This window comes from Natrinema zhouii (genome assembly GCF_013456555.2).
In the GTDB taxonomy this organism is placed as follows: domain Archaea; phylum Halobacteriota; class Halobacteria; order Halobacteriales; family Natrialbaceae; genus Natrinema; species Natrinema zhouii.
Genome location: NZ_CP059154.1, coordinates 3,255,240 through 3,278,498 on the forward strand (window position 1 = coordinate 3,255,240; position 23,259 = coordinate 3,278,498).

Annotated in this window: 23 protein-coding genes; 11 read left to right on the forward strand and 12 right to left on the reverse strand. The window is 64.7% G+C overall.

Features of this window, described 5'->3' with window-relative positions; translation table 11 throughout:
* Positions 1-2 precede the first annotated feature (2 nt).
* A complete protein-coding gene (locus HYG81_RS34920) occupies positions 3-1,112 on the forward strand; it encodes a DR2241 family protein (protein WP_180840764.1) in 1,110 nt (369 codons plus the stop codon).
* Between the two features lie 131 nt (positions 1,113-1,243).
* Here the strand turns inward: HYG81_RS34920 and HYG81_RS34925 are convergent, their stop codons facing one another.
* From HYG81_RS34925 to HYG81_RS34935, 3 genes are all read right to left on the reverse strand, one after another.
* Positions 1,244-1,834: a DUF7524 family protein gene (locus tag HYG81_RS34925; RefSeq protein WP_180840765.1), complete on the reverse strand. Its 591-nt coding sequence runs from the start codon at positions 1,832-1,834 to the stop codon at positions 1,244-1,246.
* Between the two features lie 15 nt (positions 1,835-1,849).
* Positions 1,850-2,044, reverse strand: a complete 195-nt coding sequence (locus HYG81_RS34930; RefSeq protein WP_180840766.1) for a methytransferase partner Trm112 — start codon at positions 2,042-2,044, stop codon at positions 1,850-1,852.
* 157 nt (positions 2,045-2,201) lie between these two features.
* The gene (locus HYG81_RS34935; RefSeq protein WP_180840767.1) at positions 2,202-3,566 is read right to left on the reverse strand and encodes an adenylosuccinate synthase; all 1,365 of its coding nucleotides are present in this window, start codon (positions 3,564-3,566) and stop codon (positions 2,202-2,204) included.
* A 326-nt stretch (positions 3,567-3,892) separates the two neighbouring features.
* Here HYG81_RS34935 and HYG81_RS34940 point away from each other — a divergent pair, with 326 nt between their 5' ends.
* Positions 3,893-4,198, forward strand: a complete 306-nt coding sequence (locus tag HYG81_RS34940; protein ID WP_006429686.1) for a hypothetical protein — start codon at positions 3,893-3,895, stop codon at positions 4,196-4,198.
* Positions 4,199-4,756: 558 nt separating this feature from the next.
* Here the strand turns inward: HYG81_RS34940 and HYG81_RS34945 are convergent.
* The 4 genes from HYG81_RS34945 to HYG81_RS34960 all read right to left on the reverse strand — a co-directional run bounded on the left by HYG81_RS34945 (position 4,757) and on the right by HYG81_RS34960 (position 9,054).
* Positions 4,757-7,387 (reverse strand): DUF7527 domain-containing protein, encoded by a 2,631-nt coding sequence (locus HYG81_RS34945; protein ID WP_180840768.1) that lies wholly within the window; start codon positions 7,385-7,387, stop codon positions 4,757-4,759.
* Between the two features lie 48 nt (positions 7,388-7,435).
* The gene (locus HYG81_RS34950; protein WP_098724042.1) at positions 7,436-7,714 is read right to left on the reverse strand and encodes a UPF0058 family protein; all 279 of its coding nucleotides are present in this window, start codon (positions 7,712-7,714) and stop codon (positions 7,436-7,438) included.
* 68 nt (positions 7,715-7,782) lie between these two features.
* Positions 7,783-8,427, reverse strand: a complete 645-nt coding sequence (locus HYG81_RS34955) for a DUF998 domain-containing protein (protein ID WP_180840769.1) — start codon at positions 8,425-8,427, stop codon at positions 7,783-7,785.
* Positions 8,428-8,586: 159 nt separating this feature from the next.
* The gene (locus HYG81_RS34960) at positions 8,587-9,054 is read right to left on the reverse strand and encodes a DUF5793 family protein (RefSeq protein WP_180840770.1); all 468 of its coding nucleotides are present in this window, start codon (positions 9,052-9,054) and stop codon (positions 8,587-8,589) included.
* Positions 9,055-9,224: 170 nt separating this feature from the next.
* Here HYG81_RS34960 and HYG81_RS34965 point away from each other — a divergent pair, with 170 nt between their 5' ends.
* From HYG81_RS34965 to HYG81_RS34990, 6 genes are all read left to right on the forward strand, one after another.
* Positions 9,225-11,054 carry a type II/IV secretion system ATPase subunit gene (locus HYG81_RS34965; protein ID WP_180840771.1) on the forward strand — a complete coding sequence of 610 codons (1,830 nt, stop codon included), beginning with the start codon at positions 9,225-9,227 and terminating at the stop codon, positions 11,052-11,054.
* Positions 11,051-13,165 (forward strand): type II secretion system F family protein, encoded by a 2,115-nt coding sequence (locus HYG81_RS34970; protein WP_180840772.1) that lies wholly within the window; start codon positions 11,051-11,053, stop codon positions 13,163-13,165. Before HYG81_RS34965 ends, HYG81_RS34970 begins: the two co-directional genes overlap by 4 nt.
* Before the next feature lie 263 nt (positions 13,166-13,428).
* A complete protein-coding gene (locus HYG81_RS34975; RefSeq protein WP_180840773.1) occupies positions 13,429-13,905 on the forward strand; it encodes a 30S ribosomal protein S15 in 477 nt (158 codons plus the stop codon).
* Positions 13,906-13,910: 5 nt separating this feature from the next.
* Positions 13,911-15,134 (forward strand): exonuclease, encoded by a 1,224-nt coding sequence (locus tag HYG81_RS34980; protein WP_180840774.1) that lies wholly within the window; start codon positions 13,911-13,913, stop codon positions 15,132-15,134.
* A complete protein-coding gene (locus HYG81_RS34985; RefSeq protein WP_180840775.1) occupies positions 15,131-15,469 on the forward strand; it encodes a KEOPS complex subunit Pcc1 in 339 nt (112 codons plus the stop codon). The genes HYG81_RS34980 and HYG81_RS34985 overlap by 4 nt, the downstream gene beginning before the upstream one ends.
* Entirely contained in the window at positions 15,466-16,104 is a 639-nt protein-coding gene (locus HYG81_RS34990) for a 30S ribosomal protein S3ae (RefSeq protein WP_180840776.1), read from the forward strand. The genes HYG81_RS34985 and HYG81_RS34990 overlap by 4 nt, the downstream gene beginning before the upstream one ends.
* 140 nt (positions 16,105-16,244) lie before the next feature.
* Here HYG81_RS34990 and HYG81_RS34995 read toward each other — a convergent pair whose 3' ends face one another.
* Both HYG81_RS34995 and HYG81_RS35000 read right to left on the reverse strand, forming a co-directional pair.
* Positions 16,245-16,697, reverse strand: coding sequence for an SPW repeat protein (locus HYG81_RS34995; protein ID WP_180840777.1), 453 nt, complete (start codon positions 16,695-16,697; stop codon positions 16,245-16,247).
* Positions 16,698-16,804: 107 nt separating this feature from the next.
* On the reverse strand, positions 16,805-17,239 hold the full coding sequence (locus HYG81_RS35000) for a cupredoxin domain-containing protein (RefSeq protein ID WP_180840778.1): 435 nt from the start codon (positions 17,237-17,239) through the stop codon (positions 16,805-16,807).
* Positions 17,240-17,347: 108 nt separating this feature from the next.
* Between HYG81_RS35000 and HYG81_RS35005 the strand changes: the two genes are divergently transcribed.
* From HYG81_RS35005 to HYG81_RS35015, 3 genes are all read left to right on the forward strand, one after another.
* A complete protein-coding gene (locus tag HYG81_RS35005) occupies positions 17,348-18,073 on the forward strand; it encodes a protein sorting system archaetidylserine synthase (protein WP_180840779.1) in 726 nt (241 codons plus the stop codon).
* A 72-nt stretch (positions 18,074-18,145) separates the two neighbouring features.
* The gene (locus HYG81_RS35010; protein WP_180840780.1) at positions 18,146-19,492 is read left to right on the forward strand and encodes a HEAT repeat domain-containing protein; all 1,347 of its coding nucleotides are present in this window, start codon (positions 18,146-18,148) and stop codon (positions 19,490-19,492) included.
* 405 nt (positions 19,493-19,897) lie between these two features.
* On the forward strand, positions 19,898-21,673 hold the full coding sequence (locus HYG81_RS35015) for a phospholipase D-like domain-containing protein (protein WP_180840781.1): 1,776 nt from the start codon (positions 19,898-19,900) through the stop codon (positions 21,671-21,673).
* Positions 21,674-21,684: 11 nt separating this feature from the next.
* Here the strand turns inward: HYG81_RS35015 and HYG81_RS45795 are convergent, their stop codons facing one another.
* From HYG81_RS45795 to HYG81_RS35030, 3 genes are all read right to left on the reverse strand, one after another.
* Positions 21,685-22,002, reverse strand: coding sequence for a HalOD1 output domain-containing protein (locus HYG81_RS45795; protein WP_425607522.1), 318 nt, complete (start codon positions 22,000-22,002; stop codon positions 21,685-21,687).
* A 169-nt stretch (positions 22,003-22,171) separates the two neighbouring features.
* Positions 22,172-22,606 (reverse strand): metal-dependent transcriptional regulator, encoded by a 435-nt coding sequence (locus HYG81_RS35025; RefSeq protein ID WP_180840783.1) that lies wholly within the window; start codon positions 22,604-22,606, stop codon positions 22,172-22,174.
* Positions 22,607-22,730: 124 nt separating this feature from the next.
* Complete coding sequence (locus tag HYG81_RS35030; RefSeq protein ID WP_180840784.1) at positions 22,731-23,225, reverse strand: ferritin-like domain-containing protein; 495 nt, start codon at positions 23,223-23,225, stop codon at positions 22,731-22,733.
* Positions 23,226-23,259 lie beyond the last annotated feature (34 nt).

The window sequence follows — 23,259 nt, forward strand, 5'->3', positions numbered from 1 at the left end:
GCGTGACGGTGGCGACGGACGACCTCGAGGCACTGCTCGAACACGCATCGTCGGGCGTCGCGTTCGACGGCCTACGCGTCGGCGAAACGGACGATGGATACAGCCTCGAGACGCCGGAAAACGGGTGGACCGGCCTCGACGGCGCCGAGTTTCGGCGGGCGCTCGAGTCCTGCGAGGAGTACGTCACGAACTGGCGGTACTGGCAGGAGACCGTCGGCGGCGAGGGGACCGCGCGACGCGCGTTCCTCCGGTGGTGCGAGCGAGCGCCGCTCGCGGACGCCGAAACAGATGCGCTCGCCGTCCACGAACGGTACGACGCGCTGCGCGACGGCATCGACCGCGAGTGGGGACAGCTGTCCATTACGGCTCGCTTCGTCGATATCGACGACCCCGACGGCGAGCGCGTCTACGATCTCTGGCACGTCGACGACGCCGAGAGCGATCTCGCCGACCTCGAGGTGTACGACGAGCCGCGAGCCGCCCGCGAGATCGCGACCCACGACGAGGACGGCCGCTACCGACCGCTGAAGACCGCGCCGACGCTCCCCGCCGGCTGGGCCTTCACCGGTCTCTCGGGCGACGACCTCGTCGACGCGGTCGGGTTCTTCTATCCCGCCACGGTCGCCAACTGGCATCGGGAACGACAGGGGAGCCTCGACGTCGACCACTGGCTCGAGACCGCCGAGCGACAGACCGGGATCTACGACGTGATCGACGAACTCCCCCGCGAGGCCGTCGAGTGGATGGCTGAGGCCTGCTGCGTCGACTCCCAGTGTCTCCGTCGGCGGGAGTGGGAGTACGAGGAGGGCGACGAACTCGACGCCGACGGCGGCGACGGTCCCTTCCCCTGTCGCGAGCCCTGCTCGCTCGTGATCGCCGCCGCTCGCAAGTGGGCTATCCTCGAGTCCGAGGAAGAACGAACCTACGAACTCGAGCTCACGACGAGCGAACTCAATCAGCTCGAGGAGCTGATCGACGCGGTCGCGGAGGGGCGAGTCGACGAAATCCGCGAGGCCGACGTCAACGACGGTGCGAATCGCTACCGGGCGCGGTATCTTCGGGCCAAGCGATTCGACGAGGACGGCCTCGAGGCGACACAAGTCGATAAGTGAATCAGAAGCCACGCTGTAAGTGGGCTCCTGGAGCTGTGACTTGCACTCGAGGCTATAGCCTGCCGCAATTGATACCCTGGGCCGCGGGCCGAAATTTGCACTGTCAGTGCGTGCCGACACTCATCCGCGTGTTACTGAAGCAATAGAAACAGGGCGACGGCAAACCCGGCGACGACCATTGCCAGTCCCGCCGTGACGACCGGGGAACCGATCGACGCCGCCGTCAGCGCAGCGATTCCGACCGCGACGATGCCCAGCGCCAGCACCGCGATCGTTCCCGGTTCGAGCCCGCTGAGGGCGGGGATTCGTTCGCTCGCTTGCTCGAGCGCCGTCGGTTCGGGTTCCGAACGGGCGGGTTCGGCGAGCGATTCGTCGACGTCGACGGCCGCCGGTCCGGGGACGACGGTGACGGCGATCGAGATCGATTCCGAGCCGTAGCCCGTCACTACTTCGAGGTGACCGTCGACGGGGCGATCGATCACGTCGGTATTGACGGCGATCGGGACGGTCGTGACGCCGTCCCGTTCGACGAAGTAGTTCGGCTCCTCGATCGATGCGATTCGTTCGAGGTCACCCGTGAGGCGACAGTGAACGTGTGCGGGCGACTCGTGGCCCTGCAACGAGAGGAGAAACGAGCCGTTGGTCTCGAGCGAGGTGCTCGACGGCTCGAGCGCCTCGGCGGACCCGCGGTTGACGTGGACGGTGACCTCGGTTGGTGGCACGGTAGATCTGGCCGGTCAGGCCGGCGTTTCCTCGCGCATATCCGGTGGCAGGAGGTTCGGAATCCCGTCTTCGATGGGATACTCTTCGCCGCACTCGGTGCAGACGAGCGTTCCGCTGACGACCTCCTCGTCGTCGTATTCGGCGTCTTCGAGCTCCAGGTCGTGTTTATCGAGCGGACAGCAGAGAATGTCCAGCAACGACTCCTTCATACTACGTAGGCTCGTCGCCTCCAGCAAAAGGTTTCGGGAACGTCGCTCGTGATCGGACGGTCGACCAGGCGGTAACGGGTGCAGTAGTGACGAATCGAGCGGTCTGCTCGCGGTTCGAGCGCGGAACCGACGGTGATCGAAGAAACCGACCGTCGCGCTACTCGTACGGGTTTTCGACGATGACGGTCTCCCCGCGGCCGGGGCCGACGCCGACGGCGTAGACCGGCGTGTCGAGTTCGTCCGCGATGTACTCGAGGTAGGTCCGTGCGTTCTCGGGGATGGCCTCGTAGCCGTCGTCGGCGACCGCGGCCCAGTCGACCTCGGGCCAGCCGTCGAACGATTTGAACGTGGCCTCACAGCGCCCCCACTGCTCGGTCGTGGGGGGCATCGTGAAGATTTCTTCGCCGTCGAACTCGTAGCTGTGGCCGACCTCGACCGTCTCGAGGCCCGCGAGCACATCGATGTGGTTGACCGCGAGCCCGGTGAAGCCGTTCGCACGGGCCGCGTGTCGCAGCATCGGCATGTCGAGCCAGCCGACGCGCCGCGGGCGGCCGGTAACGGTGCCGTACTCCCCACCTTCGTCGCGGATGTAGGTCGCGAGTTCCTCCTCATCCGCGGTTGTGCCTACATCACCCTCGTAGTCGGGCGTCTGGTCCTCGACGCCGCCGAGTTCGGTCGGCAGCGGTCCGGTCCCGACTCGAGAGAGATAGGCCTTGACGATGCCGATGACCTCGCCGTCGCCGATGACGGTCGGTCCGAGTCCGGTGCCGACGGTCGCGCCGCCCGCGGTCGGGTTCGAGGAGGTGACGTAGGGGTAGACCCCGTGGTCGATGTCGAGAGAGGTTCCCTGCGCGCCCTCGAGCATGACGTTCTCGCCGGCGTCGATCCGCTCCTGCAGGAAGGTCCCGCAGTCGACGGTCATGTTCTCGTCGGCGAGGCGCTCGCCGTACTCGCGGTAGGTCTCGTAGAGGTGGTCGATGTCGAACTCCTCGCCGGTCTCCTTGTCGAAGACCTCCTCCGCGAGGGCCTTCTTCTGGGGGACGACGTACTCGAGGCGCTCGCGGAGCACGTCGGGGTCGAGCAGGTCGCCGACGCGGACGCCGCGGCGGCCGGCCTTGTCCTCGTAGGTCGGGCCGATGCCGCGTTTGGTCGTCCCGGCGGCGAGATCCTCCTTCTCCGCTTCCTCGATGCCGTCGAGCGCGCGGTGGTAGGGAAGGATAACGTGGGCGCGCTCGGCGACCCGGACGTCGGGCTCGAGGCCCCGCTCTCGCAGCGTGTCGATCTCGTCGAACAGCGTCTCGGGGTTGACGACGCAGCCGTTGCCGAGGATGCCGATCTTCCCTCGAACGGCCCCCGACGGCACGAGCGACAGTTTGTACTTCGTTCCGTCGTGAACGACGGTGTGGCCAGCGTTGTCGCCGCCCTGATACCGGGCGACGACGTCGGCGGCGTCGCCGTAGAGGTCGACGACTCCACCTTTGCCTTCGTCGCCGAGTTGCGACCCGACGATAGTGACGGTCATAACAGCGGCGGGTTCTTGCCGGGCCGATAAACAGATTACGGTATACGGGTGGGGAGCCCGGGTGCCGCGAACGCATCCGAGCGGCGACTGGATTCGAGTATCGGCACTCAATCTCCGGCTTTCGGCCGGCTCGAGCGCTCGAGCACTTGCGAGAGCGTTTTTCTCGCCTCGTCACAGCAGCTGTGCGACGGCGGGCCACCTGCGCAGCGGTATCCGACGGCATCGGAAGCGTTAACTACTGACAGGAACACACATTTAGTTGACAGTGGACTTTCTAGCTCGCGAGGGTAACCTTTAAAAGGCACAAAGACAAGTTAACAAATGCCATGATAGACCGACTGGAGAAGGAAGTCGATATGCTGGAACGTCATCTGCAGGTCCTGAAGATGGTTATCGAGAACGAGCCAATCGGGATCGTCAAGATGTCGAACGAAACCGGATACCCCCACCACAAGGTTCGCTACTCGCTTCGAGTCCTCGAGGAAGAGAACCTGATCGAGCCCTCGAGTCAGGGAGCGATCAAGACCGAGCGCACCGCCGAGTTCGTCGACGAACTCGACGGCAAGATCGACGACATCGTCGACAAGCTCGACGGCATGAAGATCGAAGACGTCGCAGAGATCGAAGGCTAGTCTCGCGTCCGATTCGGACGTCGTCGCCCGTCCCCGCGACTGACAGCCGGTGCGACGCCGACAGACGGCACTTCTTTCCGCCGTTTTTTGCCAGATAGCGTAGCTCATATGCCAGTCACCACACAATTTATGCGGTTTCAGCAGGGCCGTGAACGTTTCGCTCATACTGGCAACAGGGAATCGCCACGTCCTCCCCAGCCGATTCACTCACTCCCGATGGTCGTTCGCTCATCCCTCGCGCACTGTCGAACCGCGACTCGCTGTCGGCTCACGGGTCGCTGCTCACGGCTCACGTCGTTCGCCGTTCGCTTCTCGAGGACCTCGCTGTGCTCGGACCTCGCATTCGCTCCCCGTTCGCTCTTCGAGGCCTCACTCCGTTCGGCCTCGTGCCGCTCGCCGCGGCACAGCGCGCGCCACCGCGCGCCGGTTTGGTGGTCAGGAGGGACACGAATCGTCTGCAGCTCTCACTCGGCGATCGGCAGTGGACATTCTCGATACAGTGGTGACGACTGCTACCAACGGAGACAGAAAACCGAACTCGGATTCGATAGCGACGGCCTACAGCTCGGGTACGTTCATGTGGAATCCCTCGGAGCGGGACTCGACCAGACAGAGGTGGTAGCCGTCCTTCCGCGAGAGGTTGACGTAACTCAGCTTCGAGCCCCGGCTGAGGAAGCCGCCGCTCGTGGCCTGCTCGGCCACCTCGAGCGCGCCGGGTTCGAAGTAACTCGAGGTGACAGCGATGGCGGCCGCCAGATCCGGATAGTTCGCCTTCACCGCGGAGGCGGCTTCCTCGAGTTCGCCGAGCAGCTCCTGTGTTGCCGGCTCCCGCGAGTCGTTCAACGTGACTAACACGAGCGGGTTCCCCATCTTGTCGAACGCGACGAGATCAAAGGTTACCTGGTCGGGAACGTCCTCGGTCTCGTCGTCCGCGAGCGAGATAGTCGCGTCGAGCTCGGCCCGATCGATCCGCGGGATCGCGTCGTACAGGTCACCCAACCCGTCCGCGTTGCCCGTGTCGCGGATCTCGTAGAGTAAGATCTCCGTGAGCCAGGTGACGAACCGGTGCTCCATCGTCGACGTGAGGAACTCCTCGTAGGGCACCCCGTCGACGATGGCGTCGCTCGAGTCGAACCCGGTGTGGTGTTCCAGCCGCAGATTCGACGCGACCTCGTCGCGATCGACGGTGCCGTCGTGGGCCGTCTCGAGGGTCGGCTGGCTCTTCGACCCGTACCGAACGAAGAGGTTCGTCCCCGAGAGCGCCTGCTGGGGCGAGAGCTGGGTCCCTGCGCTCGCTCCGGCTCCCCCTGCTCCCGCGTCGTCGGCCCCGCGCTCGCGGGCCCGCTCGAGTTCCGTCTCGAGGGCCGCGATCCGTGACTGGAGTCGCTCGACTGTCCCGGAGAGCTCCTCGTTTTCCGACCGCAGCCGGTCGCGTTCGGCCTCGAGTTCGTTGGCTTTCGTCACGAGCGCATCGCGTTGCTCCTGTAGCGTCTCGAGTTTCTCGGTGAGCGCCGCGACCCGTTCGCTCTGTGCATCGGTCGCGTCGGCGGCCGCTCCCGCTGCGCTCCCCGACTCCGCGTCCTGGGATCCATCCCTGCGCGAGTCGGACGCGGCCGCGGTCGCGGTCGCCGCTGTCGACGTCTCCGTCGGTGGCTCGGCACCCTCCGAGGACCGTGTGTCCGCTCGAGCATCGCTCGACGGAGTGTCAGCCGAACTCGCGTCGGCCGATGGCGATGACTGCTCCGTCGACGACCGATCCGATTTCGTCTCGCGGGCACCCGCGCTCGCGTTGACTGCCGCCTTGCTATTCTTCGGATCGATCGACGGAATACGCCGCGTCTCGCGCCACTCCTCCTCGCGTTCGAACTGTTCCTCGAGTCCGTCGTCCTCGCTCGCCTCCTCGGCCTCGGCGGGGGATTCGTCACTGGACGATTCGACTGCTGTCGTCTCGTCGTCCCCGTTCCCCGTTACCTCGTCATCGTCCTCATCCTCGTCCACGCCATCGTCCTCGTCGACCCAGGAAATATCGTTCTGTTCGAGTTCCTCGGCCGCTGCCTCGACCTCGGCGAGGTCGGGACTCGAGGCGGACTCGTTGGCAGGCGACGCTTCGACTCCGGGCTCTGCCGGCGTCGGTTCCGACGCTGATTCCGCTTCCGACTCGGCCTCCGTCTCGGGGGCAGTCGGCTCGACGGGTGCGGCGTCGGGATCCACGTATTCGGTCGACTCGAGCTCCGTGGTCGCGTCCTGCTCCGATAGCTCGCGTTCGTCGTCCGCGTCAGTCTCGTCAGGACGAGGATCCGATTCGCGATCGACGGACGGCCCCGATTCGGTGATGCCCGCTGTGGTCGACTCCTGTTTCGCCTCGCTCTCGTCGGTCGTCGTGATACCCGTTGGATCGGCCGTCAGGTCGACCTCCGACGACACCGACGGCTCGTCGTCGACGGTGCTGTCTTCGATCGAGTCGCTCCCGGTCGCGTCGTCGGTGTCGACGGCATCGGTGCTCGAGATGTCGATCGGATCGATCGAATGGCTCGTCGCGTCGGCGGTCGAATCGGATGTCGAATCGGCAGCGCCGACGCCGACCGCGGGGTCGGACGGCTCGGAATCCGTTGTCGATTCCGTCGCCGATCCCGAATCGGGCTCGTCGCCCGTTCCCGGTACGTCAATGATGTCGATCTCGACGTCGGTGACCGTGTAGATGCCAACCTCGTCGGCCGCTCGCTCGAACGCCTCGTCGCCGGTGAGCAGCCGTTCGGCGTTGCCGATGTAGGCCGCGGCCATCCGGCGACCGCCGTAGTAGACGGCGTAGTAGTCGCCGCTGAGCACGTTCTCACTCAGTTCGACGTAGCCGGTAAACGAGCCGCTCTGAAGCGTGCTGTCGACCTCACGAAGAGGCGTCTCCTTGGTGTAATATTTCGCCCGTGCCTCGCCGCCCCGTTCCTCCATCGTATAGAGTAAGGGGAGCGACGGGTGGGGAGCCTCGTACTGGGTACCCGAGGCGTTATCGAAGTCCTCGATATCGCCGTCGATGACGCCGACGATGCGGCCGTTGAGCATAAAGAGCCACGTACCGGCTGCCGATACGGCACCCGAGAAATCACCAGCAGCGAGATCGGAGAGACCATCGAAACCGCCGTTGAAGGGGCGGGAGTCCCACTCCTCGACGCGCTCCTGCGTGCGCGAGTCCATACGTCAACAAGCGGGAACCACACCAAATACGTTTCGCCTAGAAATTGCCTATATCTTCGATTCTGCGTCCTCGGCGAGCTCCTTCATCCGCTTGCCGATCCGACCGGCGCTCGAGAACTCGTCTTCGCTCATCGCGCTCGCGAGGGCGTTGCCGAGGACGAAGACCGCGTGTTTGTGCTCGCTCTTCGATTTGTGGACGTGCGAGGGATCGACGTCGAGCTGGCGGTAGTGATCGAACAGCGTTTCGTCGACCTCCTCGCGCTCCGAGAAGTACTCCATGATGACGACGAGTTCTTCGTGAAGCTCGAGGAGTTCGTCTTTATGCATACCCGTGTGTACGAACGGTTTCGATTTAAGCGTTGTGTGGCCGAGCGTCGCAAGAGCGGACGGAAGCGCTAACGGCCCGATACGTCCAGTTCGCTGTCGTGCCGACGATAGATGGTGAGTGCCAGCGAGGCGATCCAGCCGCCGAGAGCGAGGGCAGCAATGAACTCGGGGACGGCGAACCACGTGCCGGTATCGGTGCTCTCGCTGAGGGACAGCAGCCATCCCAGCCAGACCAGCGGGTGAACGATTCCGAACCAGAACGAAACGATCGCGAGGCGACCGTCGCTGGCCAGCGCGGCTCCGGTGCCGTATATCCACCCTGCAAACGGGGGGACGCCGAATACGGTCAGCGCCGCGAAACCGTGCAGGTTCCGCTCGAGGTAGAGCGTCGTATGATCGAGAAAGAACACTCCGACACCGATCATCCCGGCGACGGCGACCGCGAGTAGCACGGTACCGATGCGCTCGAGGGCGTTACGGCTCTCGATCCATAGCCGCCACGCGAAGGGCAGGCCGATCAGTCCGCCGACGATCAGTCCCCCGTTGAACAGGAGAAACGTCGGCGCACCGTAGCGACCCATATCGGAGAGCGCCCGTCGCTGCCACGTGAACGTCTCGGACGGTGCGACGATCGTGGCGAGCACGATCGCCCCTAGTGAGACGATTGCCCCGGCGAACCCGCAGTACGTCGCAACCGATCTCCTGTCAGCCATAGCACTGGCTCGCATGTGCGTCTATATCGACATGACTATTCGGATTGCGTATTCTGGCAGGAGGGAATGACCGTGCAGAAGCAAATTCCAGTGATCTGTGAGAAATCACGTTGGTTCGTGGTCAGTGATAACGCGGACGCTGGAAACAATACCCGACGCTCAGAGTTCGACGCCGCTGGGGATCAGACTGTGTTGTCTGAGCAGGCTCCCCTCGTCGTCGTAGACGAGGAACGTTCGCTTGTCGTAGCTAACAAACGAGTCGCCGTCGAGCGTGATTTCGACCTCGTACCGACCCTCGTCGTCGGCCGAATCGCCGTACCCCCGCGCGGCCTGAATGAACTGAAGGACGTCGTCGGCGTCTTCGTTGAGTTCGAGGATGAACTCGCCAGTGACGCGGTTGGTGACGCTCACCACACCCGCGGTGTCGTCGCCGAGTGGCCCCTGTAATCGGAGGGCAACGTCCGTCTCGCTCGCCTCGAGAACGTCGCCACTGGGATCAGTCAGGCGCTCGCGAAGCATCGTCGCCGGGCCGGTGAAATCGATCGATACCACGGGCTTTTTCGGCTCGCCGTCGGTCTCGACCCAGTCGATATTAGCGACATCTAACGTGAAGTGCTCGCGCCTCATTCCGTATCTGACTCTTCGGACTCCCACGGTATGAACGTAACGCACGACAGAGGAGTAGCACAACTGGTTCGAGAAACGGATAGTTTTCCGTCGACGAACCGATCGGACCCGCTGGTCGGCCGTCTCCTTTATGACAGTCGCGTCCGGACGTGTCGCGAAACCAGCGATCGATGGAATCCCCAGAATCCAACGGCTCGGACGAAGCAACAAACGACGTCGAGAGCGACGTCGACGCCCGCTCGCACGACGATTCGGCGGGTACCGCCGCCGACGGTTCGGCGGCGGCCGACGACGAGCGTCGCGAGTCGACCATCGACGCCGCTCGGCGCACGCTCCGACAAGTCGTCGAAACCCTGCAGGGATCGACGGTCGATGTCGGTGACTACGAGCCGGGTCGCCACGGCTCCCTGGTCACGTTCGACGATCCCGACGGGTTCGAAGCGGTCGATTGCTACTGGGTCAACGCGCCGTTTTCGTTCATCTCGGTCGGCTACGACCACGACGCCAGCGAACACCGGTACCGGACCGTCGAACCGACGCTACGCGAGGACGAGGCGGTCTTACTCGAGACGCTGCTCGAGGACGTGCGCGATCCGCTGTTGTACCGCGAACACGAGGGCAATGACGTCGAGTCGCTACTCCGAGAGACGGCCCGAGAGTACCTGGAACGCTACGGGGCCGAGATCGACACGGCGACGTTCTACCGCCTGTTTTACTACATCCACCGGGACTTCCGGGGGTACGGTCCGCTCGACCCGATCATGCACGATCCCCACGTCGAGGACGTCTCCTGTGACGGCTACGAGCTGCCGATCTTCGTCTATCACGACGAGTACACCGACATCGAGACGAACGTCTCGTTCGCGAAGCCCGAACTCGATCGGTTCGTCGTCCGGCTGGCCCAGCACTCGGGCCGGCATATCTCCATCGGCGACCTGATGGTCGAGACGACCCTCCCCGACGGCTCCCGAGCTGAACTCGCGCTGGGCGAAGAGGTGACGCCGCGCGGCTCGGCCTTCACGATCCGGAAGTACGCCGACGAACCGTTCACGCCGATCGATCTGCTCGAGTACGGCACGTTCGACGTCGAACAGCTGGCCTACCTCTGGCTCGCGATCGAGCACAACAAGAGCCTGCTCTTCGCGGGCGGCACCGCGTCGGGGAAGACGACGAGCATGAACGCCATCTCGATGTTCGTCCCGCCCCGTTCCAAGGTGGTGACAATCGAGGACACCCGCGAACTCCAACTCTCCCACGACAACTGGCTCTCTTCACTCACGCGCGAGCGAGTGCACGAGGGAACCGACGTGACGATGTACGATCTGTTGCGGTCCGCTCTCAGGCACCGCCCCGAGTACATCATCGTCGGCGAAGTCCGCGGCGAGGAGGCGATGACCCTCTTTCAGGCGATGAATACCGGCCACACGACCTACTCGACGATGCACGCCGATTCGGTGCAGACGGCCATCAACCGGCTCGAGAACGAGCCGATCAACGTCCCCCGGGCGATGGTCCAGAGCCTCGACGTGCTCGCGGTACAGACGTTGACGCGCTCGGGCGACCAGCGCGTGCGCCGGAACAAGGTCCTCGCCGAGATCGAAGGCGTCGACCAGCGAACCGGCGAACTCGATTACTCGACGGCCTACGAGTGGGACGGCGAGACCGACAGCTTCCAGAGCACCGGCAGCAAGCTCCTCTCGGAGATCCGTGACGAACGCGGCTGGAGTCAGCAGGCGCTCCTGACCGAACTCTCGAACCGCGAGCGGTTCCTCGAGTACCTGCAGGAAAACGACATCACCGACTACCGGCGCTTTACCGCGCTCGTCAACGAGTACTACAGCGACCCGGATCGGATCCTCGAGACGATCAGTGACGATGCTGGAGACGACGGTGATGACGATCCGGCGGGTGACGACGATAGCGCCGCAACCACTCACCTCAAGACGGGAAGTGTCGACGGATCGGCCGAAACCGGAGCCGGGAGCGCTCGAGACGGATGAACCTCGTCACCGTCGGTCCGTTGGCGGTCGCGGTGGTGCTCTGTGTGCCGATCCTGCTCGCCAGATACGTCGACCGCGTCGATCGGGTCCTGAGCCGGATCGCGATCCGGCTCTTCGGGGGCGCCGTCGATGCAGTTCGTGGCGAGCGCCCCGACAGACAAGCGGCGTTGCGAGCCGCACAGCTGCCGACGACCGGCCGCGATTACGGGTCGAAGACGCTCCTGTACGCCGCCACCGCTGCCGTCGTCGGTTCGATTCTCGGTGTCTACGCCACCTGGGGCCTTCTCGTTCTCCTCTCGATCGATCCCGAGACGATGCGGGCGGCGCTCCCGGGGCCACTCGCGGCCCTCGCGGCCGTGGGCGGGCTCTCGTCCCTGTCGCTCGGCCGACTCGTCGTCCTCCTGGGCGGCTCCGCGCTTACCTTCGGGACCGTTGCCGGCTACGGCGCGTACTGGCTCCGGTGGTGGTATCCGGGGTACGTCGCCGACGCCCGCGCTCGACGGATCGAAGCGGGGTTGCCCGCGCTGGTCGCGTTCATCTACGCGCTCTCGCGAAGCGGCATGGCGTTCCCGGAGGTCGTCCGCGTCGTCGCCGATCAGCAGGACACCTACGGCGAGGCCGCCGCGGAGTTTTCGGTCGCGGTCCGGAGCATGGACACGTTCGGCACCGACGTCATCACCGCCCTCCAGACGATGGGGCGGCGCTCGCCCGACCCGCAGTTCCGCGAGTTCACCGAAAACCTCGTCAGCGTCCTCCAGAGCGGCCAGGGCCTCTCGGCGTTCCTCGAGCGCCAGTATCAGGACTACCGCGAGGACGCCGAATCACAGCAGGAAAGTGCCCTCGATTTGCTCGGGACGCTGGCCGAGGCCTACGTCACGGTGCTAGTCGCGGGGCCGCTCTTTCTCATCACCATCCTCGTCGTCATGGGGATCGCCGGCGACGACACGTTCGGGCAGTTGCGAACGTTCGTCTACCTCGTCTTACCCGTGGCGAATATCGGGTTCATCGTGTATCTGAGCACGGTGACCGACCGGCTCGATCCCAGCAGCGATGTCGACGGGAAGTCGCCCGACGTCGACACACCGGCAGTCGATACGAAGTCGGCTGCCGTCGAGCTGCAGGCGGACGGCGGGGGTCGTCCGGATGGGGACGCCGCCACCGGACCAGCCCCGACTCCGCACCCGAACGTCGAACGGGTGCGGTACTACCGCTTGCTGGCCGGAATTCGAGATCGGTTCGGCCACCCGATCCGAACGCTCGTCGAGCGGCCGACGCTCACGCTCGTGCTCACCGTCCCGATCGTGCTCGCAGTAGTGGCGAACCGGCTTCCGACGGCGCTCGAGGGCGGGTTCGACGCGACCACGGTCGACGACACCATCGCCGTCGGGGCCTTCGGGGTCCTGACCGTCTTCGCGATCGCGTACGAACTCCACCGTCGCCGACTCTCGGCGATCGAAGGCGCGGTGCCGGATCTGCTCGATCGGCTCGCCAGCGTCAACGAGGCCGGTATGTCGATCGTGACGTCGATCGGCCGGGTTCGAGAGTCCGATCTCGGGCCGCTCGGTCCCGAACTCGATCGGATCTGGAACGACGTCCAGTGGGGTGCCGACCTCCAGACGGCGCTGGCCCGATTCGAGGCCCGCGTCGGCACCCGATCGATTTCCCGGGTCGTCACGCTGCTGACCGAGTCGATGAAGGCCAGCGGCAACCTCGAGACCACCCTCCGAATTGCCGCGCGACAGGCGGCGGCCGATCGCCGCCTCGAGCGCGAGCGCAAGCAGGCGATGGTCGAGTACATGGTGGTCGTCTACGTCTCGTTTCTGGTCTTCCTGTTCATCATCGCGGTGCTCGCCGGCTATCTCATCCCGAGTCTCCCGACCGACGGTGCGGAACTTTCCGCCGCGTCCGGCTCCGGTATCAGCGGGCTCGGCGGGTTCTCCCAGGCCAGCGCCGACGGCTACGCGATCCTGTTCTTCCACGCAACCCTCGTCCAGGGCACGCTCTCGGGGCTAATCGCCGGCCAGTTGAGCACCGGTGATATCAGAGCGGGCGCGAAACACGCCGCGGCCATGGTCGGCCTCTCCGTGCTGATTTTCGCGATTCTGCTCTGACCGGCAGCCGCGTCACGCCCGATATTTCCCGACCGTCGCCGCTGTCGATGTAGAAACGCTTTAGTCCCCGACGCCGGAAGCAGTGGTGGGAAGCGCACGGCCGCAAATCCGACTGTGTCACCCACTCTTCCGGGTGGCTTGGGATTGCGGAAGTGCACGGCGAGAGCCACCTACTGTCGCACAGCACGATCTACCCGTCGCGGGCCAGTGACTGTCGCTCGACAGTATACACGCGCGGTCAGTGCGATTCCTATCCTCAACCAATGGCACGAATGCACACCCGCCGTCGCGGCTCGTCCGGTTCGGACAAGCCGTCGGCAGACGAACCACCGGAGTGGAGCGACGTCGACTCGGACGATATCGAAGCCCGAGTCGTCGAACTAGCAGAACAGGGCCACGATCCCAGTCAGATCGGCATGAAGCTGCGTGACGAAGGTGTCACCGGCACGCCCGTCCCGGACGTCAAGCTGGCGACCGGGAAGAAAATTACCGAGATCCTCGAGGAGAACGACGCGCAGTCGGAATTCCCCGAGGACCTCCGGAACCTCATGATCCGTGCCGTGCGCCTGCGCGAGCACATCCGTGAGAACCAGCAGGACTATCAGAACAAGCGCGCCCTGCAGAACACCGAAGCGAAGGTTCGCCGCCTGGTCAAGTACTACCGCGGCGACGAAATCGCGCCCGACTTCCAGTACTCCTACGACGTGGCGACCGAGCTGCTCGAGCTCGAGGACGAATAAACCGCATGTCCACCGAGGGTCGATCCGCCGAGCCGGTGTCCGCCACGAGCGCACTCGAGAGCGCCGGCTTCGTCCGTCTGGTCGCGCGCGCTGACGGCGACGCGCTCGCGGCGAGCGGGCTCCTCGCGAGTGCCCTCGCCGACCGCGAGACGCCGTTCCAGGTAACCGTCGGCCGAACGATCGCAGCGCGATCCGAGCGCGTTCGCGCCGCGAGCGGTGAGGACGACGCCACGGTCGTCGTCGGCACTGCCGATGCGACCGAGGCAGATAACGTCCTCCAGCTGGCAGCCGCCGACCGACCGGCGACACTCGAGGCCGTCGATCTCGTCCGCGAGATGGGTGCGACGCCCGATCCGGTGCTCGCACTCGCCGGCGTCGTCGCCGGCGGGAGCGATCCCGGTGCGGGCGAGAGCGAGTGGCTCCTCGAGACCGCGCTCGAACGCGGCCTCGTCGAGCAGCGACCGGGCGTCGCGGTGCCGACCGCCGATCCGGTCGACGGCCTCGCGTACTCGACGCGCCTTCGTGCGCCGTGGTCGGGCGATCCCGACGCGACGCGCGAGGCGCTCGCGGACGCCATCGATGGCGATTCCGACGACCTCGATGCGGACGACCACCGGGCGATCAGCTCGCTGGTCGCACTCGATGTCGTCGGAGCCGACGGAGCGGTCGACGCCGCCGCGGCGTCGATCGGTCGGGCGTTACGACCCTACGCCACGCCCGAGCACACCTTCGCGACGCTCGGCGGCTTCGCCGACGTGCTCGAGGCGCTGGCCCGAACCGAACCCGGAACGGGAACGGCGCTCGCGATGGGTCACGACGTCCGCGAGGCAGCACTCGAGGCCTGGCGCGAGCACGGACGCCGCGCCCACGCGGCGCTCGAGGACGCCTCGACCGGCCGCTACGACGGCCTGTTCGTCGTCGGGATCGACGACGGCCCCGTCGAAGCGATCGCGCAGATTGCGGCGGCCTACCGGTCGCCGGAGCCGGCCGTCCTCGTCGTTTCCGACGGCGAGGCGGCGATCGCGACCCGCGGCGCCGACCCCCTCGGCGCGACCGTCGAGGGCGTCGCTCGCGAACTCGAGACCGGCGCGACCGACGCGGACTCGGAGACGGCTGCCGACGCCGGCGCCGCCGTCGAGTACGACATCGGCCACCGACGCGGCTACCTTCGATACGACCCCGACGTGGACGAATCGACGATCATCGCGGCAGTGAGGGAGTTCCGATGAGCCGACGCGCGACGATCAGGACTGACCACGACGATGCGGCCCTCGTCGCACGGGCGCTCAGCCCGGACAACACGGACGAGATGTCGACGACCGTCGAGCGCGACGACGCTGCAGCGACGGCCGACGGCGATGACGAGCGCGCAGGCACCGTCGTGACGCGGATCGACCGCGAGACGACCGGCGGCCTTCAGGCGACGGTCGACGACTACGTCGTCAACCTCGAGGTCGCGATCGACGTCGCGTCGCAGGCACGAACCGTACAGCACGCGGAACCGACGGACACGGGACCTGTGTCCGAACGCGGTAGCGACTCAACACACGATACAACACAATGAGTGAACGATCAGTTTCACGCGCAAAACAGGAGAAGCGGTGGTACACCGTTCTGGCACCCGAGCAGTTCGACCGCCAGGAACTCGGCGAAACCCCCGCTGACGAACCGGAAAAGGTCTACGACCGAACCATCGAAACGACGCTCGGCGAACTCAACAACAACGCCAGCGAGAACAACACGAAGCTCACCTTCAAGATCACCGACGTGGGGAGCGACAGCGCGTACACGGAGTTCGTTGAACACTCCCTGACGCGGGACTACCTGCGTTCGCTGGTCCGTCGCGGTGCCTCGAAGGTCGAGGCCTACGTCACCGTCCTCACGACGGACGACTACCGCGTCCAGATCCAGCCCGTCGCCTTCACGACCAAAAAGGCCGACGCGAGCCAGGAAAAGGCCATCCGCAAGCAGATGATCACGATGATCGAAGAGGCCGCCGAGGACCGCTCCTTCGAGGAGCTCATCGACAGCGTCGTCGAGGGACACCTCTCCTCCGCGATCTACGGCGAATCCAAGACGATCTACCCGCTGCGCCGTGTCGAGATCCAGAAGGCCACCCTCGAGGCCCACCCCGAGGAAGTCGCCGAAGAGGAAGCGACCGCGGTCGACGTCGACGACGAAGACGTCGCCGCCGAGTAATCGCAGCCGTCGAACGCACGACAACCGTCAAACCGACGTTTTTCTGCGGCTCGAGCCGTTTCGGAGAGACGGCCGTCCGAACGACGAACGGGGCTACCGGGCGTCGCTCGTGCTCCGACGAAAAAGTGGACGAGCCGGCGTCAGGCACGGGTACGGCTTCGTTCGGGTGTCTCGGCGTTGTGACTCGCGTAGGCGACGTAGGCCGCGAGGATGGTGATGAGCAGGCCGGACATCGAGGTCCCCGACGCAAGCTGGCTATCTCCCATTGCGATGAGCTCGGGCGAAACGAACAGCCACAGCCCGAGTAAGACGGTCAGTGATGCGACGCCGACGCTCGCCAGTCGATCCCGCGAGAGCCGAACGAAGTTGTAAGCCGCGAGCAGGAACACTACCGCGCCGACGAGCGTATCGTTCCACATCCCCGCATCCGTCCCCCCGATGATGAACGGCGAGACGACGAGATAGAGCCCGAGTAGTGCGGTGACGACGCTCGCAAATTTCATCTTCCCCGTGCTCGGAAGCCCGGTGCCGGTTCGCGGTTCGCTGCTCGGTTCAGTGGGGTCAGTGGGTTCGGTGGTCTCTGAATTACTCATACTTCCGCCCCACATGGTAGTGTGTTACACACCAGCAAAATGACGGTGCTTGCGATCGTCGGGGGAAGAATTAACCGATAGTTCTACAGCTGGTCCGCCGGGTGCAGTCACTCGGAAACGACGATCTTGCCGGTCATCTCGGCCCCTTCGTGTGGAATACAGAAGTACTCGTAGGTACCCGCTATTTCGAATGTGTGTTCGAACGTATCGCGCGTCCCGAGTCGGCCGCCGCGGTCGTCCCAGGCATCGTATGCGGCCGTCTGGCTCTCGTAGCCGCCGGACGCGAAATAGTCGGCGTCATCCGGAATGAGCCCTTCGTAGGCCGTGACAGTGTGGTCGGCCTCACTCGTGTTCTTCCAGACGACCGTCTCGCCGACAGAGATCTCGTACACGTCGGGGAGGAACTCGGTTCGGTTCATCCCGATGTGACACTCTGTGCCGGTACAGGGATCGTCCTCGAAGACGCTCAGTGCGGACGAACACCCCGCGAGACCGGCCGAAGCGGCGGTTCCGACGGCGGCGAGATAGGCACGCCGGTGCATACGTGATCATTGGGCGAGTCACGGTATAATCGCCCCGGTTCAGTCCTCGAAAGTGAGAACGCTCTGGAAACGAAAACACGTAAGGTAGCTCCCCATCGAATCCGGGATATGCTTCCCCGGTTCGTCGGTCGGTTGGGTGTCGCCGACGCGGTGACGATCGCCAACGCCGCACTGGGGTTCGTCGCGGTCGTCGTCGCCGTCGTCGACATCGATCTGGCCGCCCGACTGATCCTGCTGGCGGCGATCGCGGACGGGCTCGACGGCATTCTCGCGCGCCGCTACGGCGGCACCGATGCCGGTCCCTATCTCGATTCGCTCGCTGACGTCGCCTCCTTCGCCGTCGCCCCCGCCGTCCTCTCGTTCGTCGTTATCACTAACGGCCTCGGAATCGATTTCAGCGCGATCACCACCGAACTTCTGCTCGTGACGACGGTCTGTGCACTGTTCGTCGCGATGGCCGTCACCCGGCTGGGGATGTACACCGCCTACGACATCTCCGGGAGTTACACCGAGGGGGTTCAAACGACGCTAGCCGCGACGGTCCTCGGCGCGGCGATCCTCGCCGGCGAGACCCAGCCGTGGCTCGTGCTCGCGGTTACCGGTGCGTTCTGTTACCTGATGGTCTCGCGGATCCAGTATCCAGATCTGCTCGTTCGGGACGCCGCGATCATGGGTGTCGTCCACGCGCTCGCGATTCTCGTTCCTACCGTCGTCGGTCGAACGTTTCCGTACGCCCTCCTGACGCTCGGGCTGGCGTACATGGTGCTCAGTCCCTGGTTCTACTGGGGCGAAAAGGAACGACCCGCGGAGGTCGACGTGCATGGAAACGCTTAGGGCCGTGCTGACACGACCGTAGGGTATGAACGCTGTTACGCGCCAGCATCGGCGTCGTCTCGAGGTGGGACGATGAGCGAGGACGAGGCGAACGGTGACGAGGGGGCCAGCGAGGACCAACCGGACGAGGAGGAGCCGGTCGATCTCGAGCAAATCGGCGATCGACTCGAGGCGCTGGCCGCTGATCTCGAGGGACTCGATTCGAATCTCGAGGCGGCCGAGACCGAAGACGATCTCGACGTTGTCGAGGCGGATCTCGAGTCGTTCCGGGCCGAACTCGAGAGCGTCGAGGTGCCGGAGCCGCCCGAAGCCGACGAGGACGAGGAAGACGAAGACGAGGAACCCGCGCCGGAAGAGGAACTGCAGGAGGAGTACGACGAGCTCGAGAGCGATCTCTCGGACCTCGAGTCCGACCTCGAGGACCAGCGCGGGCCCTACGGCGAGGACGTCGTGGGTGAGATCAACGATGCAAGCGGGACGATCACGGGCACCCGCTGGACTGAGGAGGGCAACGCCGAACTGATCGAGGCGGTCGACGACTTCCTCGACGAGTTGAACGGGCTACTCGGAAGTTCGGTCACGCTGGTCAATCAGGGCGATACGGTGCCCGAGCAGCTCGATGCGACCCTCGACGACGCGGCCGACGCCGTCGAGGACGCCGCACTCGACGCCGACGACGACGCCGAAACGATCGCCGGCCTGCTCGAGGCGACCGACGACCTGCAGAGCGATATCGACGACGCGACCGAGTGGACCGACCTCGAGATCCGCGAGCAGCTTCGCCGCGAGGGCTACTACGACGTGCTCGATCACGTCAAGGACTTCCCGCCGGAGTGGCACGCGCTCAAGGTCCACGAGAAGCAGGGCAACGTCGATCAGATCCTGCTCGCCCTCGAGACGTTCGACTCCGACTTCATGGAGGAGCACTGCATGGAGGCCCTCGAACGGATGGGGCCCGAGGAGGCCATCGATCCGATGCTCCAGAAGGCGAACCGCCGCGATCAGGCCGCGATGCGAATCCTCGGCAAGATTGGCGTCAACGACGAGGAGATCGTCGAGACGTTGGTCGATTACGTCGACTCCAACCCGAACCTCCAGCAGCCCGCGTTCCGCGCCCTCGGCGAGATCGGTGCCGAAGACGCGGTCGAGCCGATCGCCCAGCAGCTCGTCGCCGACGAGGCCGATGTCCGCAGCTGGGCCGCCCGCGCGCTCGGGCTGATCGGCGACACCCGCGCTATCGACCCGCTCGCGGACGTCCTCGCTGACGACGAGTCCGACCGCGTCCGCGCCAGCGCCGCCTGGGCGCTCAACCGCATCGGAACCGCAGACGCCCTCGAGATCGTCGCCGACTACGACGACGACCGCGCCTACCTCGTGCAGGCCGAAGCCGAGCGCGTGGACCTCGAGCCCGTGGCCTGACGCTCGAGTCCCAGTAATCCGTTCGCTCGACTGTTTTCGAACGACGACTAGAAGCCAGTCGATACAGACAGGGTGATCGTCTTTTTCACTCCGAGATAGCGTAGTCACATGCGGTGGCGCGCGCCGAACTGCGGCGAGCGAATAGCGAGGCACAGGCCAAAGCGTGCGAGGGATGAGTGAGTGACCGAAGGGAACGAGCGTTAGCGCGGAACCGTTGGTTCCGCGAACCATACGAACGGGCCGAAGGCCCGTGAGTAGAAATCGGTTGGGGAGGACGTGGTGATTCCCTGCTGCCAGCGTCAGTAGAACACCCTTCGTTCTCCTCCGACTCTGCGGACGGTTCAGCCGCGACTTACCCCCATCGATACCCATATTTTAAGTACGGAAAGAGGACCAGACGGAGCGATGGATCTCCGGCGGGCCACCCTCGTTGCCATACTCGCCTGCTGCCTCGTCGGCAGTACCGCGATACTCGCCGGGTTCGCAGTTGCCAACGGACCGTCGGCGACCGAACGGCCCGCGGCTCGAGCAGTCGCGAATGGCGAGTCCAGACCGACCGAACTCGCCTGTCCGCTACGAGCGGGCGAAACGAATCCGCCCACGACTGACACGCCGACGAAACCGCGTATCGTCGGCCTCTACCCGAATCCAACTACCGACGAAAACGTCGGCGAGTTCGTCGTCCTCGAGATCCCACCCGAAACCCGACTCGAGAACGTCACACTCACTGACGGCCACACGACGGCGACACTCCCGAACGAGACCGTCTCCGGGCGCGTCGCGCTGAGCACAGCCCCGAACGGTACGAAAACGCTGACTGACATTCCAATCCTCGGGCTCAAGGGCCATTTCCAGCTCGCGAACGACGGTGACGACCTCCGACTCCGAAACGCGACAACGACGATCGATTCGGTGTCGTACGACCGTGCACCGACGGCCGAACGGTGGTATCGAACGGACGCGGATGGGAGCGATGGGGGCCAGTGGTGGCCTCGAGACGCAACCTGTCTCTCCGTCTCGAGCGCCGAGGTCGACGAGGCGACGGCGTTCGTCCTCCCGGATGCCCCCGTGATCCCGCGTGAGACGATCCGGAACGCCGACGAACGGCTGCTTCTGGCCGGCTACACCGTCACCTCCGATGCGATCGCCGCGGATCTCGTCGACGCGGCCGAACGCGGCGTCGACGTCTCGGTTCTCCTCGAGGCGAGCCCCGTCGGCGGCACGCCGGCGGCGACCGCGGGCGTCCTCGAGACGCTCGAGACCGGCGGCGTCGACGTCCGCGTCATCGGCGGCGAGGGCGCGCGTTACCGGTATCACCATCCCAAGTACGCCGTCGCCGACGACCGCGTGCTGGTCACCAGCGAGAACTGGAAACCCTCGGGCGTCGGGGGAGAAAGCAGCCGCGGGTGGGGCGTTCGACTCGAGGACGAAACCCTCGCAGCCGATCTCGCGACCGTTTTCTGGGCCGACTTCGAGGGCTGGGACACGGTATCGGGTGACGCCTACCGAGCGAACGCCTCGTTCGTCGACGAGGATCAGGGCTTCTCCTCCGACTCTGGGTCCGAGTTTCCGACGACCCACGAACCGATGACGGTTCCCGTCGAATCGGCCGAACTCCTCGTCGCACCGGACAACGCCGACGGCCGGCTGCGGGAGTTACTGGCCAGCGCCGAGGACGAAATCCTCGTCGTCCAGCCCAGTATCGCCGCCGACGTCTCGCTGCTCGAGTCGACCCTCGAGGCGGCTCGTCGCGGCGTCGACGTGAAACTCCTGCTCGGATCGACGTGGTACAACGCGGACGAAAACGAACGGCTCGCGGCCGACCTCGAGCGGGTAGCCGATCGGGAGGGCCTCCCGCTCGAGGTTCGACTCGTCGAGGACACTGACCGATTCGAGAAGATTCACGCCAAGGGCGTCGTGATCGACCGGGAAGTTGCGATCATCGGCAGCGCGAACTGGAACGCGAACTCGCTCGAGAACAATCGCGAGGTCCTCGTCGCGCTCCACGGCGAGCAGGTCGCAAACTACTACGCCGACGTGTTCGAATCCGATTGGTCGGACGATACCTGGCCGTTTCCGATCGGCCTCAGCGTCGCGGTCGTTGTCGCCCTCGTCGCTGCGGCGATTATCGGGCGACGATACATCCGGTTTGGAGACCAAAGAGAGTCAGACTACACGTAACAACGGTGCTGTCAACCGATATACGACGTAGTGCTCGTTATTTGTATGTCTTCTTTGCTACGGACACGGATGGTGCACCCCTCAAAATCGAACGTGACAGAGACAGTAGAATCATGCATCCGCGAATGTTCTAGTAACTGTTCCATCGAATCAGTCTCGACACTGCTGTAGATCGGATCAAGTTCCGTTTCAGTAACCCCCTTTAACGCGGCAATTCCCCGCAGTATTGCTTGTGTTGTGGATTCATCGGGTTGTTCCTCGACCAGAATCGTCGAACCCCCATCAGCTCTTTTATCTTCGCGTTGCTGATTACGTCGCATCGTATACATTCATCTCTTTGTCTATTTCAGACCTTTACCAAATTACAGGGAGTGTAATGAGACGAGTAACAGTTACAATATCGCTCCTTGGAAGGTGTGGTTGGCCTATACGGAGCGCTCGTTGAAAAACACAACAGGAATCTGAACGTGTCTCTTCGGACGGTATACAAGACCGTTCTCAGTCCGCGTGGCCGCCGGCCTCGAGTTCGAGCAGCTCACAGCAGTCCTCCTCGGCGTCGAAACAGTCGGGACACTGCTCGGGTCGGTCGATGATCGTGTCCAGCCGTTCCGCGACGGTGTCGTCGATGACGCTCTCGAGGGCACGGGCCTCGTCCCGAAACTCCTCGACCTCGAGGACGTTCGCGAGGAATCGCTCGATGATACAGTAGGTTTGGAGAGCGTTGTGGGCGCGCTCAAGTCCTTCATCGGTTAGGCTCGCTCCCTTGTACTTCTCGTGGTCGACGAGTTCCCGTTCCTGAAGCTTCCCGATCATCTCGTTAACACTGGCTGGGCTCACGTCGAGCAGCTCCGCGAGCGTGCCGGTCGATGCGGGGCCGTCCTCGATTCGCTGCGCCAGGTAGATCGCCTTGAGATATTGATCTGCAGTGTTCATGCTCGCCCTCCATCGGACCCATCGTGGGCCGCGGCCGTTTTGCGCCGGAGTAACCGAATCCGGGAGTCACTGGTCATTTCCGAGGCCGTCTCGCCGACGGGAGCGGCTAGCGCGGTCACCGTGATCATGCTCTTTGCTCCATGATTTCGGTCACTTCTTCGACACCCTCCTTTTCCTCCTCGCGGATGCTGTACAGTGTCTCGAGCAGCCGGTCGCGATCGACGGCGAACTCGGAATCAGATGCCTCGATCGCTTCGATCAGGTCGTCGTAGAACTTGTAGGCCGTCTCCTCGTTGGCCAGCTGATCGTAGAGGACGCCGTCCGTGTCCTCCGGCGGTCCGTACTGGGCGTCGACCAGCGCGTTGATTTCCTCGTATCCGACTGTGTCCGCCTCGAGATCGTCGATCAGCGCCTCGAGTCGCTCCCGGTGGTCGGCCGACTCCGCGGCGGCCTCAGCGAGCAACTCCTCCACCTCCTCGTCGAACTCCGCCCGCTCTTCGGGGGGCAGGGATTCGATGTGGTGGGCGGCGCGTGACTCGACGAGTTCCTCCAGCACGACCCCGATCTGCAGCAATCGGGTCAGCTGGTGGTCGCTCGAGACACGCTGTCCCAGACTCATATTCCCACAAGAGAGCCGCTGTTACTTAGTCGTC

Excerpts from the sequence above, each read along its gene's own strand:
- HYG81_RS34930 (WP_180840766.1), bottom strand. The coding sequence starts at position 2,044 with ATGAAGGAGTCGTTGCTGGACATTCTCTGCTGTCCGCTCGATAAACAC.
- HYG81_RS34935 (WP_180840767.1), bottom strand. The coding sequence starts at position 3,566 with ATGACCGTCACTATCGTCGGGTCGCAACTCGGCGACGAAGGCAAAGGT.
- HYG81_RS34940 (WP_006429686.1), top strand. The coding sequence starts at position 3,893 with ATGATAGACCGACTGGAGAAGGAAGTCGATATGCTGGAACGTCATCTG.
- HYG81_RS34945 (WP_180840768.1), bottom strand. The coding sequence starts at position 7,387 with ATGGACTCGCGCACGCAGGAGCGCGTCGAGGAGTGGGACTCCCGCCCC.
- HYG81_RS34950 (WP_098724042.1), bottom strand. The coding sequence starts at position 7,714 with ATGCATAAAGACGAACTCCTCGAGCTTCACGAAGAACTCGTCGTCATC.
- HYG81_RS34955 (WP_180840769.1), bottom strand. The coding sequence starts at position 8,427 with ATGGCTGACAGGAGATCGGTTGCGACGTACTGCGGGTTCGCCGGGGCA.
- HYG81_RS34960 (WP_180840770.1), bottom strand. The coding sequence starts at position 9,054 with ATGAGGCGCGAGCACTTCACGTTAGATGTCGCTAATATCGACTGGGTC.
- HYG81_RS34965 (WP_180840771.1), top strand. The coding sequence starts at position 9,225 with ATGGAATCCCCAGAATCCAACGGCTCGGACGAAGCAACAAACGACGTC.
- HYG81_RS34970 (WP_180840772.1), top strand. The coding sequence starts at position 11,051 with ATGAACCTCGTCACCGTCGGTCCGTTGGCGGTCGCGGTGGTGCTCTGT.
- HYG81_RS34975 (WP_180840773.1), top strand. The coding sequence starts at position 13,429 with ATGGCACGAATGCACACCCGCCGTCGCGGCTCGTCCGGTTCGGACAAG.
- HYG81_RS34980 (WP_180840774.1), top strand. The coding sequence starts at position 13,911 with ATGTCCACCGAGGGTCGATCCGCCGAGCCGGTGTCCGCCACGAGCGCA.
- HYG81_RS34985 (WP_180840775.1), top strand. The coding sequence starts at position 15,131 with ATGAGCCGACGCGCGACGATCAGGACTGACCACGACGATGCGGCCCTC.
- HYG81_RS34990 (WP_180840776.1), top strand. The coding sequence starts at position 15,466 with ATGAGTGAACGATCAGTTTCACGCGCAAAACAGGAGAAGCGGTGGTAC.
- HYG81_RS34995 (WP_180840777.1), bottom strand. The coding sequence starts at position 16,697 with ATGAGTAATTCAGAGACCACCGAACCCACTGACCCCACTGAACCGAGC.
- HYG81_RS35000 (WP_180840778.1), bottom strand. The coding sequence starts at position 17,239 with ATGCACCGGCGTGCCTATCTCGCCGCCGTCGGAACCGCCGCTTCGGCC.
- HYG81_RS35005 (WP_180840779.1), top strand. The coding sequence starts at position 17,348 with ATGCTTCCCCGGTTCGTCGGTCGGTTGGGTGTCGCCGACGCGGTGACG.
- HYG81_RS35010 (WP_180840780.1), top strand. The coding sequence starts at position 18,146 with ATGAGCGAGGACGAGGCGAACGGTGACGAGGGGGCCAGCGAGGACCAA.
- HYG81_RS35015 (WP_180840781.1), top strand. The coding sequence starts at position 19,898 with ATGGATCTCCGGCGGGCCACCCTCGTTGCCATACTCGCCTGCTGCCTC.
- HYG81_RS45795 (WP_425607522.1), bottom strand. The coding sequence starts at position 22,002 with ATGTATACGATGCGACGTAATCAGCAACGCGAAGATAAAAGAGCTGAT.
- HYG81_RS35025 (WP_180840783.1), bottom strand. The coding sequence starts at position 22,606 with ATGAACACTGCAGATCAATATCTCAAGGCGATCTACCTGGCGCAGCGA.
- HYG81_RS35030 (WP_180840784.1), bottom strand. The coding sequence starts at position 23,225 with ATGAGTCTGGGACAGCGTGTCTCGAGCGACCACCAGCTGACCCGATTG.